This is a genomic window from Rhodococcus sp. T9N, assembly GCF_024436645.1.
Taxonomy (GTDB): Bacteria; Actinomycetota; Actinomycetes; order Mycobacteriales; family Mycobacteriaceae; genus Rhodococcus_F; species Rhodococcus_F qingshengii.
In genome coordinates this window covers 63,832-78,852 of sequence record NZ_JAMSKS010000015.1, presented here as the reverse complement: position 1 = coordinate 78,852, position 15,021 = coordinate 63,832, and the positions used below count along the sequence as shown (strand labels likewise).

Here is a 15,021-nt window from a genome sequence, read left to right as displayed (position 1 = left end):
AGGGTAGGACCTTCGCGAACCGACTACGACAACGCGTCGGAGTTGGGCGGCGCGCGTCACATCCCGAACCCTCGAGTATGATGTTCCACGCGCCTCCGTAGCTCAGGGGATAGAGCAAGAGCCTTCTAATCTCTTGGTCGCAGGTTCGAATCCTGCCGGGGGCACTTTTCTTTGCCTTCTCGCAGGTCACGATATTCATCTGACCTGCACCGAAAGACTAGCGCCAATTCGACATATGTCGAGAAATGCCAAGTTATTTCGACCAAAGCGCGGAGTAAGCGCGGAGTCAGGAGGCTAGGGTCTCGGATGAGGGGCTTGGCTATGGGACGTATATGTCCGCCGCCATTGCGCTGGGAACGACCCAAGTCTATGGCGCATTGACCGTGGATTGCTTGAACCCCGGAGAGCTGGAGAAGGAGGTGGATACGCCGCGAATGGCCATACTCGCAGGACTTCTCGCCATCACCTACGCATGTGATACACCTCGAAACCATGACCCGTCGACCACGAAACCGACTACAGTAGGGTCATCACCCAGAGTCGACCACTCCGTGTGGGACTCGATTGATGGGAGCGCAACACGACTGAGAAGAAGGCAGTGAAGTGGAAGCCGATGGATCCCAAAGCGATAGAGCTGTTGATGACTGATCCGGTGGAGTACTACGCCAGGACTCGCCGTCAGCCATTTGGCTTCGCTCCACCTGCACGCAAGGATGCGAAAGACTCGAAGTGATCGTGCTCGGACACTAAGACCAAAAGCCCCCAACCTCGCGAGGTTGGGGGCTTTGTCGTGCATTGGGTGGGAGCAGTCTTCGTTGGCGCTCCCAGGCGGACGCTACGGAACCTGATTCGTGTGAAACTTCCTGCCGCAGTCATCCTCCAAGCACTTGTATCCCCTAGGTGTGCGATCAACCGAACCGCCCAGTCGAAGGTCGGTCTCCAGCTCCAACTCCAACTCACCATGGCACGCCGGGCATTGCATTTCAGTCGCTTCGAACACGGTTTCATTCATGGCCCAAGTACCCCATCTCTCGACGTCACGAACGGCCAATGCGGCACCCACAAACCATCGCTCATCAACCCACAGAAAGTCCAACGTTTAGGCGGCGGGTTCGGGCGATCAATTCCGCCGCCCGGAGTGAAGATGACGCCCCGGAAAGGGTAGGGGGAACGCTCGCCGGACCCCGCAAACCTTGTTCAGCATTCGTTGCGAACAGTCGGCCTGGTTTGATACCAGCATGAAGACGAGCCGCTCGGCAGCGCTTGCTGCATCTGCGATCTGCGCCCTACTGCTGACCGCATGCGGAGGCGGGGACGGGACGCCCACAGCCGACTCCGCCACATCTGCGACGACCACAGCCGCGCCGGCTCTCGAAGTCGTATCGATGGGGACGCCGTTCACGGTCGAGGACAGAGTTGGAGCCACACTCGGGACTGTGACGGTTCTGGCCGCTGAGAAGGACCCTGAATGCACAACCCGCTACGGCACGCCGACCGAACCGGACGGCACCGCAGTGGCAGTGCAGTTGCGGGTCGAGACGACGCTAGCCCACGACGAGCAAACCTTCATGCGCACGACCGATAGAGACTTCTCCGAGGTGACATCATCCGGCGTCACGAAGGATGTCGGCATCGACAACCACACCTGCATCGCGGATCGCGACAAATTCATGCAGCCGTTCACGCCCTCGTCAAAATATGAGGGATGGGTCCTGCTCGACGTTTCCGATCCGCAGAGCAAATTGATCTACCGTCCGCAGTATTCACTCGGCGGACCGAGTTATCAGGTTGCCGATCTGTCGATCGTCGTCGAAGCGCCGCGCGTCAGTCCCGAAGCTCCAACTGAACCGGTGCAAACCGAAGCACCGTATGTGCCGACGACAGTTGTAGTCCCGAAGGTTCAGAGCACTCCGGATGCCCCCGTTGGGTATACGGGTGCACCGAATGGCGCCCGCTCCGTTGACCGGCAAGGTGATCGACCATTGCATGACTGACCCGATGTACCAGACGGGGACAACCATGTTCACGGACGGAACAACGGGATGGACCGAGCAATGCGCGAGCTGACCATGAAACGAGCCTTGGTGGCAATGCTGATTCCAGCCGCCCTCGTCCTTTCTTCATGCTCTAGAGCCGAGAGCGATCAAGATGGGTCAAAGCAAGCGCTACTTGTCGATTCGTCAAACTTCGCCAGTTGCGCGGAGGCTCGAGAAGTCGGCGCCGCTCCCCTCCTCAAAGGTGAACAGAGCTACCGCGCCGAGTGGGACCGCGACGGCGATGGCGTTGCATGCGAGACGGACGGCGGCGCGAAGGTGACCACGACCGCTGCGCCCGCGCCGGTAGAAGAAACCCAGGATTCTGGGATGAACGGGATCCTCGTGCCCGGCACTGCTAGGAACCGCAAGCAAATTAGCTCAAATTCAGTGAGCTTCGACCTTTCCGGCATGGATCTCGATGACGCAGCGAAATGGATGGGTTCGCGTCTGCCCGTCAACTCCGACGTGGATGGAATGAAGCCGTGCGATGTCCGAAGGTTCGATGACTTGTACGAGTGGTTCTGGGCAGGCGAGGTCACGGCGTCGGGCGTCGACATGTTCTCGGTGGCCGTGCTCAACACCACGCCGGTATCGGTGGTCATCAGGAATGCGCCGTCAGAGCCTGCTGGTTGCTGAAACAGCACCGATCGAGTTGAGTTCGGCCCTACCCTTTTGAGGGTAGGGCCGATTCTTTTGCGCTACTTGACAATCGATTCGTAATTATCCGTCCAGAAAGGTTGTAATAATCCGTTCGATACGGTATATTAAATCTTGTCAGGTCACAGGGGCCAGGCAAACAATTACAGAGTGGAGATGATGTGGACTGGTTTGATCGGTGAATCACCATCGTGGCGTTTCTCGTAGGGCTGTACAGCCTCTACCTGCAACGCCAGACCCTACCGGGGAAGCACCGGAGAAAGGGGAAGGATGGGTAGTTGATCGGAGCCGGGGGTGAGTGAAGCACCCCCGGTTCCACCGGTCAGTATCCCATCATCGACGCAGACAGGAAAGGATGAACTCATGACCAGAGCGGAAGGCCTCGGCATTCTCGCCGTCGTTCTCATGGCGATCGCGCTTGTGATTGGCATCGGGAACGGACGCAGCGGCGTCGAGCTCGGAATCTACGTTGCACTGCTGGTGCTGTTCATCGGCCTTAACGGTCGACTGGCGTGGAAGCGTCGGCATGGCGCAGCGTAAGTCGGCACACTTCCTGTCCAAGCGTCAATTCGCCGAGCGGATCGGCGCCAAGGATCCGACGCTGAGCGGGTACAACCTGCCGGATCCGGATGCGACGATCGGACCGGTGAACGCTGACGGTTCTCTACCTCGCGGAACATTCGCCGGGTGGACAGAGAAGACGATCGACGAATGGCAGGCAGATCGACCGGGACACGGCGGTCGGCCGGCACGCAAAGGCTGAGAAGAAAGAATGGCCCTCACTCCCGCGAAGGGAGTGGGGACCATTCTGCGCGCGAGGTCTCAGACATCAACGTCGGTGCGCAGTTCAACAACAACATCGTCGTGTTCGACGAGGTCGCGATCGACCACAACGCCGCGACACGGTATGTGTCAAGAACGTCAGAGCGGTGTGTGTCGCGGATCTTGACCTGCCCAGACAGGCAATGCAGCAGGCTGCAAGCTATCAACCGCCGGGCAGAGGGCATGCGGTGAGCATCATTCACGTCGTTGAAACCAACTTTCAACGGGGCAGTGAGGGCGCCACAACGAACCGCCGATGGCGGTGGTGCGACATAAAATCAGAACCGCAAGAACGAAGATGCCCCACTCCTGGCCGGGAGCGGGGCAACGATCTTCGGAAACCTGTCCGTCTGCATCGATTTTCAGAAGTCGACTTGGAAAGTCTACGTTCGAACCCGAGACCCATCAGCAGCCACACCGCCCGTGCGCCCGCGCACGGAGCCTGGTGGCACCTGCCCGCTCAGTTCGCTCTCGTCACTGGTGTGATGGCGGTTACTGTAGGGATCGCGCTGATATTCGGTATTCCGATCGGAATCGGAGCACTTCTGGCGGGAATGCTGGCCGTACTTCGATGCCCAAGGTGACGTAGGGGGTCGCAACGACGAAATGCCCCTACCCCCAGATCCTCCGGGCTGTAGGGGCATTTTGCTCACGTCCATCTGCCGCTCAGTTAGAGGAGTGCGTGGGTACTCAAGTCATGCAGTGTCGGGTCAAACATGTTGTCGTCAAACCAATTCTTTCCATATAAGCGCTTCATGCCGCGCACCCATTGTCGCGACGACTTCCGCTTGTACGAGCGGAGGCTTTGGTTTGCGAGTGCCGTCTTGCGTCCGAAATGGTTGATGAAGGACATCTCGCTGATGCACACGCTGAACCCTTCCTGTCTCACCCGAAAGCACAAATCCTGATCCGCTCCCCAGGCAAAGTTTCCGAAGGATCGAGTATCCACGTCGCCCGCTGCTACCCACGCTGCGCGAGTGATAATCAGCGCAGTGCCATCGACATACGGCGCCTTCCTGTATCGCGGCACGGGAACGTAATCTGCCGCCGGGCCACGGTAGTCGGTTCTGACAATTTCATGGGCCATCTCGTCGTCGTATACAGGCACCACTATGCCCAGATCGTCGGGCAGTCGCGGGTCAAGCAGGCCCTTGAAGAAGTCCTTTGAGATACGTGTGTCGTTGTTCAGCGTCATTGCGTGCGTGTAGCCCTCGCTGAACGCCGTTCGAAAACCCAGGTTTGATCCTCCGGCCCAACCGAGGTTCCTTCCTGGCCGAATTACACGCTCATCTCCCAGTGGCTCGTAATCTCCGCGATTGTCGATTATCACGAAGTCGGCGTCATCGCTTTGCACAATCAGATCCGGAACGAGTGCGTGGGTGTACTCGACCTGTCCGTAGACCGGAACTGCAGCAAGGATTCGTGACATGCGAACATAATCGCATGGAAAGGGACCGGTCGTTTTCTTGACCCCACCGGACCGTTGGGACCGTTTTCTCTGGTTTGATGACGGCATGCCAGCCGAACCGTCCCGGACGATCAGTCTTCTCTCCGTTGTCATCCCCACTTTCAATGCCGTGGACCTCATCGGTGAGCAACTCGCGGCGCTCGATGCCCAGAAATATAACGGCGCGTTCGAGGTCATTGTCAGCGACAACGGCTCTACAGATGGCCTACGCAGCTACATCGAGAGTCACCCTCTCGGTGAAGTGCTTCGGTTGCGATGGGTCGACTCGTCGTCGGCGCGCGGCGTCTCGCATGCGCGCAACGTCGGGGTCGAACATGCGGCAGGCGAATTCGTCGCCTTCTGCGATGCTGACGACCGCGTCCATCCAGAGTGGCTGCAGCACATGGCGACCGCCGCTCAAACCGCCGATGTCGTCGGTGGTGGGCTGGAGACGGCGTCGATTAACACTCCCCTGGTCAACAGCTGGAGGGAGTTCGTCCCCAGCGAAACTCCGCACTCCTACGGATCGTTCCTCCCCTACGCATTCGGAGCAAACTTCGGGGCGTGGAAAATCCAGTACCAATCGATCGGTGGATGTGACGAATCGATGACCGCGGCTGGCGACGACATCGACTTCTGTTGGCGAGCACAAATGGCGGGAATGACTTTTGCGCACGAGCCCAAAGCTGTCGTGGCATACCGACTCAGGTCAGAAATCGCGAGCGCCTGGAAGCAGATGCGTATGTACGGCAGCGCTTCAGCCATGCTGCACAAGAAGTACAAGCGGCACGGATTCAAGAAGCCTTCCGGGCGTGCGCTACTTACTGAGATCGCAGCTCTCACTCTTCTGAATCCGGTTTTGCCGCATTCCGTCACGAAGATGCCACGTGGCAAATGGGTGACACACGCAGGATTCTTCGTAGGCAAGGTGCAAGGCAGCATTCGTGAGAGGACGTTGTTCGTCTAGGTGACGGCTCCACGCCACCAACGCGCAGCATGCAATCCGCGAAGATTGAGCAACTTCGACTCTGAGACCTCGACGTGCAATAAGTTCAAGTTTGATCTGAACTGATACAGATAGTCGATTCACAGCAATCCCAAAGCACAAGTGTAGTAATCTTCAAACCCGCTGCGGCAATCTGTGATTGTCGAGAAGTTGCGAGTGGAGGATCCTTGAAGAAGTTTGCAATATTTTCGGTCTCGCTGTTTGCCGGCGCATCCCTGCTCTGGTCTGCAGTCAGCTCTTGTCTGGTGAATCCACTGTTTGGCGTTCCGCTTGGCCATCGGCGCATTCGGTAGAAACCAAAAACGCCCCCACCTCGCAAGGTGGGGCGTTTTTGAGCAGATTCAGACAGGCGCGATTGCGATTGTTCCGCTTGAGGGATTACTGTGTTCCGGCTGCATAATTGTCGATTAGGTTGTCGCTCGAGCCAGTCGTAATTCCGCCATACAGCCCCGTTGGCAGAGTGCCGGTGTACGAACCTAGCGTGACACCGTTGTATTTGAGGGTCGCCGTGTTGCCGACAGCTGTCATCTCGCGCTGAGCCCCCGCCGTGAATGTTCCGGTTCCGTTGGCGAGGACTGTTCTTGCCCCGTTGGATCCCAAAGCTGCAGTCGTTAAGATTCGCCACTGCATGCCGGTCATCTGCCCCATTAAAGTGACCGTGCCCTTAGGGTTGCCCGACCTTAGGAAGACGCCCGGACCGGGGCTGGTACCTGTAGCGGTAAAGGTGAGGATCTGAATTCGCGCATCTGGCTCTGCTCCGGAAATGCAGCGCTGTGGATGTATCCATCTGCACTGTCGGAATCTGCCCCACCGGGACCGCTTCGCTGAACAGCGCCACTCGCTGTGATCAGATAGTTGTCGACGCACCAGTCGACTGCCCGAATCCACGGTGACGCAAGGTTGGATGCGGCGCGATTAAAGTCGTCTCCGACAAGAAGTGTTGGTCCGGTTTTACTTGCCCGAACGTAAATGTGAGGCGTCAGCACAGCCCCTTCAGTTCGGCAGTGAGCCCTTTACCTGGAGTTGTGCCGACACCCGTCACGTTGATCGTCAGAAAGTCGCCGGCCGCAAAGGCGAATATTCCCGACGAGGTGCCGCCTGCCACCTGATTTGCGGCCGCGATTGTCGTCGACGTGTTATCCGAGCGCAGCAACCTCGGAACCATGAGCGGATGCGGCAAACAATGCAGCCGCGCCGGGCCAGGCTTCACATGCTGACGCATCGATCACTGCGACCGATACCGACCGCCGCCAGCAGCAACGCAACAACCGTCACGATTCGACCCCCAACCTCGAAAGCGCTTGACAGGTAAGCCATTTCACCGAACCCGAGGTGCGCTAGGACGACGTGAACTTGTGGGGTCTCGCGATCTTCGAAGAAGCCTCCGACGTGGCATTTTCCGAGATCCACACACATCCCAGGCAGTGCCTCATCCGTGCGCACAAGAGCGTCGCCAAAAGTCGCTGCGGCGCGCGATCAGCTGGACTGACGTAACCGTACCGAAGGCTTTCTACGAAAAGCTGGGCGATTCTTTGTCTCGAAATGCCATGTCGGCCCCCGAAGCATTATCGACAGTTAACTCAGGCCGGAATCCAATCTGCTAAGAAAAACGAATCCAATGTGACCCCTATCTCTGGATCATTTCAGAACAGGGGTTTCGATGACCCGCGACTGAATTCACCCCCTAATTCACCCTGCTCCTATACACAGAAAAATGATTTGCATTTATGTCGAGCGTGTGTGCACAGATAATTCGCTCCACACCTTGTCGTTCCGACAGCAAATAAGGGGCAGTGAACTGCATAAAGGCTCATTCGGTACAGCAGCGCCGACTCGGCTCGGCCGCTCACCGATTGTCGACAAGTGCCAAGGCAGGCATGCAACTGATGGTCGAGATCGAATTGTGATGAACCAGCCAGTTAACTTGAAAGAAATCAAAGAAAGATAGATATACCCAGGTAAGCGCAGTTTTTCTTGCATGGACGCACGTCCATGGCGTGTCCAGCTATGCGATTTGCTCGTGTTAGATTCCTGATTGCGCATCGCCCGGTTTGCGCCTTCTGCGTTGTTTGCGCGGAATTTGCATCTTCTCGCGAACGGCCCCGCGCACATTTCTTTACGTTGTGCCAAAGAAAGGAATTTCATGAAAACCGTCACGGCAGCGAAGCACGTAGCACGAAGACTCCCCCCTCGGAGCCATCGCACTGTTGCTTTTGCTATCCGGGATGGTGCTCATGCTCGAACTGCAATGAATCGCGCAGGAAAGATCCTCGGCCGCAGCCTTTAGTACCTCGTAGGTCGTCGCGTTAGGTAATACCGGCGGTCGATTTTTCTTGGAATTTCCTGGCCTACCCAGAGCCGGCCGTCGGTCTGCGCTGGCGCCAACCAGGTCCGATTACCAACTGTTCGGCTCCGCAATAGGTCGCCTGAGAATCACCAACGCTCGCAACCAGGCTCCAGAGCGGCTCAAAGGTCCCGTTTCCCTATTCGACGGCCCCGGAAACGGGGCCTAAACCATGTGTTCTGAACGAAAGGTGTTCGTCATGCGTAACCGTGTCTTCCCACGCCGTGCCGGGGAGGGGGTGGTGTCTCGGTGGGCAGCTTTGGGGATGATCGTTGCGGTCCTGGCGCTGGTCATATCGTCGTTCTCATTCGTCCAAGTTGCCTCAGCAGATGACATCGGGACCTCGACCACCACAGGTCCGACCACCACAGTTCCGACCACAACGAAGCCGCCCGCGGCTACGACGGAGGCGCCACTGAAAACGACGGCGCCGCCTACTTCCACGTCGGAGTCACCCACTTCTGCGAAACCGCCGATCACAACCACGGCGCCCCCGTCTACGACTTCTGTGGCGGCGCAGCGACTGGCCGCACGCGGAGTCAATCCCGGCATCGATGTGAAAATCACCGACGTCCAGGTCGAGGGAAAGAACGACCAGCAGATCACGGTCGGGGACTCCGTCACGGTGAAGGGCACCTGGGACGCGTCAAGCGCGAGCCCGCAACCGGGCGACCAGTTCACCATCGGATTCCCTGACGAGTTGAAGCTCCAGTCCAACCCGACGATCGCGCTCGAGGGCGACGACGGGACGGTTTGGGGCACATGCGATCTGGTTGCTTCCACCAATCTGATGACGTGTGTTCTCTCCGATGCCGTGGCGGATCGCCCGGACGAGGTGAAGGGCGATTTCTTCGTCTACACCAAGGCTGTCGCGTACACCACCGAAGAGAAAGTTGATTTCACGATCAACGGCAGTTTCGACGTGACGCACGAGCTACCCGGCGGTGGCGGCATCAGCGACGGCAGCGTGATCAGCGCTGCCAAGAAGTCCGGCCAACTCCAGGGCAACAAGCAGTCTGTGCGCTGGACCATCGACATTCCCGGTGCCGATCTGGCCGCACTGGACGCGGGCGGCACCGGTTCGGTGACCCTGAGCGACGCGCTCTCAGAGAACATGAAGCTGTGTACGGGTAACCTGATCGACGCGAAGCTGTTGTCCGGTCGCCCGAACGATCTCAAGCCGATCGCAGGCGGCGTCACCGTCACCCAGAGTGCCGCTGGTGATCCAGTCAGCATCGCGCTCGACAACGGCGGCCCCTTCGAAAGAAACAAGCTCTACCGCATCGAGTACACCTCGTGCACAACCAGCGGCGAAGTGGACATCACGGGCACTGTCTACGACAACTCCGTGACCATCGGTGGGAACACCGTGAGCGCGGAAGGCGTCGGCCAGGATTGGGCTCCAGAGACCGGGCCGTCGAAGTCCGGCGGTTGGGCCGGGGGCACCCGGTACAGCGAGATCGACTGGAGCATCACGGTTCCGGGCACTTTCATCGCGAGCCTCCCCGACCAGAAAGTCATCATCAAGGAGACTCTCGGCGCCAATCACGAGGTCTGCGAGGGCGGCCTCGTCCCGACGGTCTGGCGCGCGAACCGTCTACCCGGGCTGAACGGTGAAACAACCAACCACGTCAACGTCACCTCCGAGTTCGACATCGACGCTTCCGATGCCACGGCGAGTGCCCAATCCTTCAGCATGACCATCACGCCGAAGGAAAAGATCAAGCAAGACTCGACGCAGTACTACTACGTGAAGTTCCGGTCCTGTGTGATCGAGAAGGAGGTGCCGGACTCCTCTGATGTGTTCACCAATACGGCGGTCGTCAACGGCATCTCCAAAGACGCTTCGGTGACGGGGCCCAAGTTCGAGGGCGGCAAGACCGGCACGCTCAACACCGAACCGAAGGACGTCGCGGGCGAGAAGCAGCCTGCCGGCACGACCATCGACTGGAAGGTGCAGGTCTCCGGGCACACCCTCGAGGGCCTCGACGCACCTGCGGTCATCACCGACACGTTCTCCGACAGCTTGGCGGTGTGTGATGTCAGCGGCGATCTGAAGAAGGACCTCAATTTCAAGGTCACCGCGCGCGACTTCCTTGCAAAAGAGGGCGGGACGGACATCACCGCGGGCACCACGGTCACACGCAGCGGCGACAACGGGATTGCCATCACCCTCCCGAAGGACGCGGGCGACTACACCCGTGAGACTCGCTATTACGTCGAATACACCCTCTGCACCAGCAGCGGTGGGCTGGATCAGCGCGGCACGGTTTACGGGAACTCGGTCTTCTACAACGGCAAGACTCAGTCGACGCAGAGTGTCAAGCAGGAATGGGGCGGCGGCGGTACCGGCCAAGGTGTGTCGCGGGGCTCGTTCTCGCTTCTGAAGGAGATCGCTCCCTTCTCCGAGAAATTCCCGGAAGACACCGAGTTCACTGTGAAAGTCGAGGAGTTCGCCCCCGGGCAAGATCCAGCGACCGACGCCCCGGTGAGCTCCTACGAGATCAAGGTGAAGGCTGACGGGACACCCGTCAGTGGGATCAACCCCCGCGGAACCGGCTGGCAGATCCGCCTGTCCGAGATCAACCTCCCGACCGTTGACGGTGTGTACTTCGAGAGAGGGACGTTCCGCCCGTCGGAGGGTGTGACGCTCAACGGGGACCGCACCGAGGCGCTGGTGACCATCACGCCGAAGAGCAATGTCGGTGTCACACTGCTCAACAAAGCGAGCCTGGGATCGGCGAGGATCACCAAATCCGTCATCGGTGACGGAGCGCGCACGGGGCTCGAGGCTTTCGTCGTCAACGCAGAGATCGCCTTCGGTGACGACGCCGCCGGCAACGAGCTGCGTCAATTCACCCTGAAGGACGGTCAGCACTACGACCTGGGCAAATTGCCCATCGGAGCGAAAGTCACCTTCACCGAGGTCCAACCGACGAACACCGACCTCGTGACGTGGTCGCTGCCGGTGATCAGCCCGAAGACGCTCACCATCGGCACCGACGCGTCGGCGAACACGGTCTCCGTCACCAACGAGGCCACGATCACGCAAGGCACCTTCGAAGTGAGCAAAAAGCTCACGGGCCCGAAGGCGTCCGACAAGGCCGTACCGGCGAGCTTCGACGTGATTGCCACCTGGCTCGATACGGACGACAACCCGCAGAGCAAGACGCTGTCTCTTCCGTCCGACGGCACCCCGGTTCCGTTCGGCGAGAACCTGCCGGGCGGCACCGAAGTCACACTGACAGAGCTGGTTCCGGCAAACGGTGACGGTCTCGCCTATGGCGTGCCCGCATACTCCGGGAATGTCAGGATCAGTCCGGACAACGCAGCCGTGGTGACCATCGGCAAGGATCTGCGCAAGATCGAGGTGTCGAACTTCGTCGACGTCAACGACGGCACTCTGCGCATCGCAAAGCAGGTCGGCGGTGAGGCCGCCGAGGCCGTCGGCGACGACGTGGAGTTCACGGTCGAGGCGCGTTGGCGCGACGGTGTGGAGTACCGCACCCAGGTGCTGAGCGTCAAGCAGGGACAGACCACACCGCTCGGCGTCGACCTCCCTGTCGGCACCGAGGTGACCTTCACTGAGACCGGCCGTCCCGATGTCGACGGAGTCGAGTGGGGCACGATCTCCTGGGGCACCAGCCCGGAAGGCGAATCGTGGCTGCATTCGAACCTCGACGGCACCGCGACGGGCATAGTCTCCGACGACCCGACCGACGGTCGACTGATCACGCTGTCGAACGAGGCGCTGTGGAAATTCGGATCGGTCGAATTCACGAAGTTCATCCTCGACGCTGACGGCAACCCCGTCCGCGCACCCGAGGCCGACCTGCCTGACAGCGCGACGTTCGAGGTCCGTATCGACGGGATCGATCCGGCACTCCCCGCTGGAACTGATTTCCCGGCAGTGGGCCAGACCATCACCCTCGATGCCGCAAACGACTGGAGCTGGACGTCCGACGAGGTTGTGCCGCGGAACACCGTGATCACCTTCTCCGAGGTCGACCCCAAGCCACTGGCCGGTATCGACTGGGCGCGGCCGTACTACTACGTCTCCGCGGATGCCGGTGACGCCGATTACCGCGACACCGTCAAGGCGGTGGCGGGTGAGAAGGCTGTGGTGGAGATCCACAACCGCCCGATCCCGACCACCGAGGTGGATATCGACAAGATCGTGACCGGCCCCAAGGGCAGCCAGGTAGCCAAAGACGGATCCACGATCTTCCAGGTCACGGCTACGTGGACGGACATCGACAATGAGGCGCGGTCTTGTGTTCTCGATGTCAAGCCGGGCGCTTCGGTCACTCCGACCGCCCAGTGCGACGCAGCCGTCATCGACGGCCGGGTCCAGTTCCCGCTGAACACCGACATCACTTTCACAGAAACCGGTGCTCACACCGACGTCACCAACGTCAAGTGGGGTGAAGTGATCTGGGGCGTCAAGGAAGCCAAGGCGGATGTCTCGAAGATCGACGGCGAACCGACCGCAACTTCCGTCAAGCTCACCGGCGAAGCAAACAAGTCGGTGGTCCTGGGACTCGAGAACAAAACCAGCAGCAATGGGCTGATCATCATCCCGATCCCGATCCCGCTGCCGCCGTGGGAAATCCCGACATGGCCGGGCTCTGAAGTACCCGGAGGACCAGGCACTGACGTTTCGACTCCCGGCAACAACACTCCCGGCAACAACGGTGGTGGACACAACGGTGCTCCGGGCACACCTGCTCCGGGAAATCCTGCTCAGGCCAAACCGGACCAGTCCTCGTCCCTGCCGGTAACCGGCGCGAACGTCATCTGGCTCGCCGGTCTGGCGCTGGCACTGATCGGCGGTGGCGCATGGCTCACCCTGCGTAACCGCAAGCGCGCACCCGGCCAGGAGTAACTCCCAACCAGAAATACCGAAACAGGGCGGGTGCAACATACACCTGGTCGCACCCGCCCTGTTTCACCGTCACGACGCATCTATCTCGCGGCCGCCGCCGCGGCCCACCCCTCGAAGGAGAAACACCATGTCATTCCTCCCGTTCCCGATCGTCATCGAAGGCATCGAGACCACTGGTTCTGCCGCGATCGACGGCCTCGGTCGCCTGTCCGTACTCCTTTACGATCTCCTCGGCGGTACCGGGAGCGCCACGATCGACGCGGGCAGCTAGTTCGATACGGCACCAATTCGACACATCAGCTATCTCGGTAGATCTGTGGAGAGGAGACCCCGGTCCGTGAGCGATACCGAAGTTTCAGGGCGTCGTCGGCCGGGCGCAGGCCAGGTAATCGGCGAACTGCTCCTCACGGCCGGGGTCGTCATCCTGCTGTTCGTCATCTATGAGGCGTTCTGGACCAATATCGTCTCGGGGCGGCTGCAGGACGAGCTCAACAACAGTCTGGAGGAATCCTGGGCCGAAGTCCCCGAAGCCTCAGGAGTGATCGATGGTCAGCCGGTGTCCCCGCTGATCCCTGTGCTCGGCGAGGGATTCGCGCGCGTGCATTTCCCCACACTCGGCGCCGCGTACGCAATCGTCGAGGGCACACGCAACGAGGACCTGCGGGCCGGCCCCGGCCACTACCCGGACTCGCAGATGCCCGGCGAAGCCGGAAACTTCGCGCTCGCCGGGCACCGCAATGGTTCCGGCGCAGTCTTCCAGCACCTGGATCGACTCGATGCATGCGATGCCGTCGTCGTGGAGACCGAGTTCCAATGGATGACGTACCGGTTGCTCCCACTCGACCAGGCCTCGCCCGAACGTCGCGCTGCGGCGAAAGCCTGCTTGAATCCCGAGCAAGCCGATCGTGTTTCCGAAGGCGACTACGTCCATCTCCTCGGGCGGCGCATCACCGTGCCCGGGGATGTTGCGGTCGTCAACCCGCTGCCCGGAAGCCCTTGGGCCGAGCCCGACGCCACGCTGGAAAGTATGTTGACACTGACCACGTGCCATCCGCTCTACTCGAACAGCGAACGCTTGATCGTCCACGCGGTTCTCGTCGAAACAATCTCGAAGACTTCGGGCACCATTCCCGCGGCATTCCAGGAGCAATGAATGTACGGATACCTCTGGGGAGCGCTCCCCGGCCCCCGACCAGTGAAGGCCCTGCTGGCGATCGTTCTCGTGGTCGCGGTGGTGCTGCTACTCATGGAATTCGTATTTCCTTGGGTGTCAGAGCATATGCCCTACTCCGACGTCACCGTATAGAGCGCCCGTGCAGGTCGGCCGACACCTGCACAACGCCCGGCTGGAGCCCGAAGGTGCTGTCCTACATCGGACTCGACGGATCTACGATGATTCTGGCGTGTCGATGCAAACCAGTTTCCGCGTGTGTCGGAACGGGTCGCCTCGTTGACGCTCGGGGCTCTCCGGAATGTTTGTTCGACGCCTTAGCGAGCACTGAAACCTGCCTCCGCCGCTACAGAACCTTCGTGAAGATCTGCGCCGGCGCTGCCGTCTCGAGCTTGTCCAGCGCCTCAACCAACCTGACGAAGTGCTCGGTATGGGTGTGGGCGTCGAGGTGCTCCTGCGATTCCCATTCCTCCACCAACACGAGCTCGCAGGGATTTTCGGTGCGCTGCAGTAACTCGTAATTGATGCAGCCGTCCTCTTTTCGGGTCTCGGTGACAAGTTCGTCGTACAACCGAAGCACTTCCGCGAGATCGCCCTGCTCCACCGTTGTTGGCACCAACACCCTGATCACAAAGACTCTCCGATTCGACTGT

General features: G+C 59.9%; 12 protein-coding genes and 1 tRNA gene. 10 read left to right on the top strand and 3 right to left on the bottom strand.

The annotated features are described in order from the left end of the window. Positions 1-91: 91 nt before the first annotated feature. The 5 genes from M1L53_RS22765 (at position 92) to M1L53_RS22745 (ending at position 3,456) form a co-directional block, all read left to right on the top strand. Positions 92-164 (top strand) — tRNA-Arg (locus M1L53_RS22765). Positions 165-1,238: 1,074 nt separating this feature from the next. Further along, positions 1,239-1,994, top strand: coding sequence for a hypothetical protein (locus M1L53_RS22760; RefSeq protein ID WP_054187151.1), 756 nt, complete (start codon positions 1,239-1,241; stop codon positions 1,992-1,994). Positions 1,995-2,054: 60 nt separating this feature from the next. Beyond that, entirely contained in the window at positions 2,055-2,672 is a 618-nt protein-coding gene (locus tag M1L53_RS22755) for an excalibur calcium-binding domain-containing protein (protein WP_054187152.1), read from the top strand. Positions 2,673-3,056: 384 nt separating this feature from the next. Continuing rightward, positions 3,057-3,233 carry a hypothetical protein gene (locus tag M1L53_RS22750; protein ID WP_157092616.1) on the top strand — a complete coding sequence of 59 codons (177 nt, stop codon included), beginning with the start codon at positions 3,057-3,059 and terminating at the stop codon, positions 3,231-3,233. Then, entirely contained in the window at positions 3,220-3,456 is a 237-nt protein-coding gene (locus tag M1L53_RS22745) for a hypothetical protein (RefSeq protein ID WP_054187153.1), read from the top strand. Before M1L53_RS22750 ends, M1L53_RS22745 begins: the two co-directional genes overlap by 14 nt. Before the next feature lie 729 nt (positions 3,457-4,185). On the opposite strand, the gene M1L53_RS22740 is transcribed toward M1L53_RS22745, so the two are convergent. Beyond that, on the bottom strand, positions 4,186-4,944 hold the full coding sequence (locus M1L53_RS22740) for a glycosyltransferase family 2 protein (RefSeq protein ID WP_083471150.1): 759 nt from the start codon (positions 4,942-4,944) through the stop codon (positions 4,186-4,188). A gap of 85 nt (positions 4,945-5,029) precedes the next feature. Between M1L53_RS22740 and M1L53_RS22735 the strand changes: the two genes are divergently transcribed. Beyond that, a complete protein-coding gene (locus M1L53_RS22735; RefSeq protein WP_054187154.1) occupies positions 5,030-5,929 on the top strand; it encodes a glycosyltransferase family 2 protein in 900 nt (299 codons plus the stop codon). 1,018 nt (positions 5,930-6,947) lie between these two features. Here M1L53_RS22735 and M1L53_RS22730 read toward each other — a convergent pair. Further along, positions 6,948-7,133, bottom strand: coding sequence for a hypothetical protein (locus M1L53_RS22730; protein WP_054187156.1), 186 nt, complete (start codon positions 7,131-7,133; stop codon positions 6,948-6,950). 1,444 nt (positions 7,134-8,577) lie between these two features. On the opposite strand from M1L53_RS22730, the gene M1L53_RS22725 reads away from it, so the two are divergent. From M1L53_RS22725 to M1L53_RS22710, 4 genes are all read left to right on the top strand, one after another. Beyond that, positions 8,578-13,197, top strand: a complete 4,620-nt coding sequence (locus tag M1L53_RS22725) for a DUF5979 domain-containing protein (protein ID WP_054187157.1) — start codon at positions 8,578-8,580, stop codon at positions 13,195-13,197. A 127-nt stretch (positions 13,198-13,324) separates the two neighbouring features. Further along, positions 13,325-13,468, top strand: a complete 144-nt coding sequence (locus M1L53_RS22720; RefSeq protein WP_007733341.1) for a hypothetical protein — start codon at positions 13,325-13,327, stop codon at positions 13,466-13,468. 66 nt (positions 13,469-13,534) lie between these two features. Beyond that, on the top strand, positions 13,535-14,350 hold the full coding sequence (locus tag M1L53_RS22715) for a class E sortase (protein WP_007733340.1): 816 nt from the start codon (positions 13,535-13,537) through the stop codon (positions 14,348-14,350). Continuing rightward, positions 14,351-14,503, top strand: coding sequence for a hypothetical protein (locus tag M1L53_RS22710; RefSeq protein WP_003945315.1), 153 nt, complete (start codon positions 14,351-14,353; stop codon positions 14,501-14,503). 211 nt (positions 14,504-14,714) lie between these two features. On the opposite strand, the gene M1L53_RS22705 is transcribed toward M1L53_RS22710, so the two are convergent. Next, the gene (locus M1L53_RS22705) at positions 14,715-14,984 is read right to left on the bottom strand and encodes a putative quinol monooxygenase (protein WP_230358829.1); all 270 of its coding nucleotides are present in this window, start codon (positions 14,982-14,984) and stop codon (positions 14,715-14,717) included. Positions 14,985-15,021 lie beyond the last annotated feature (37 nt).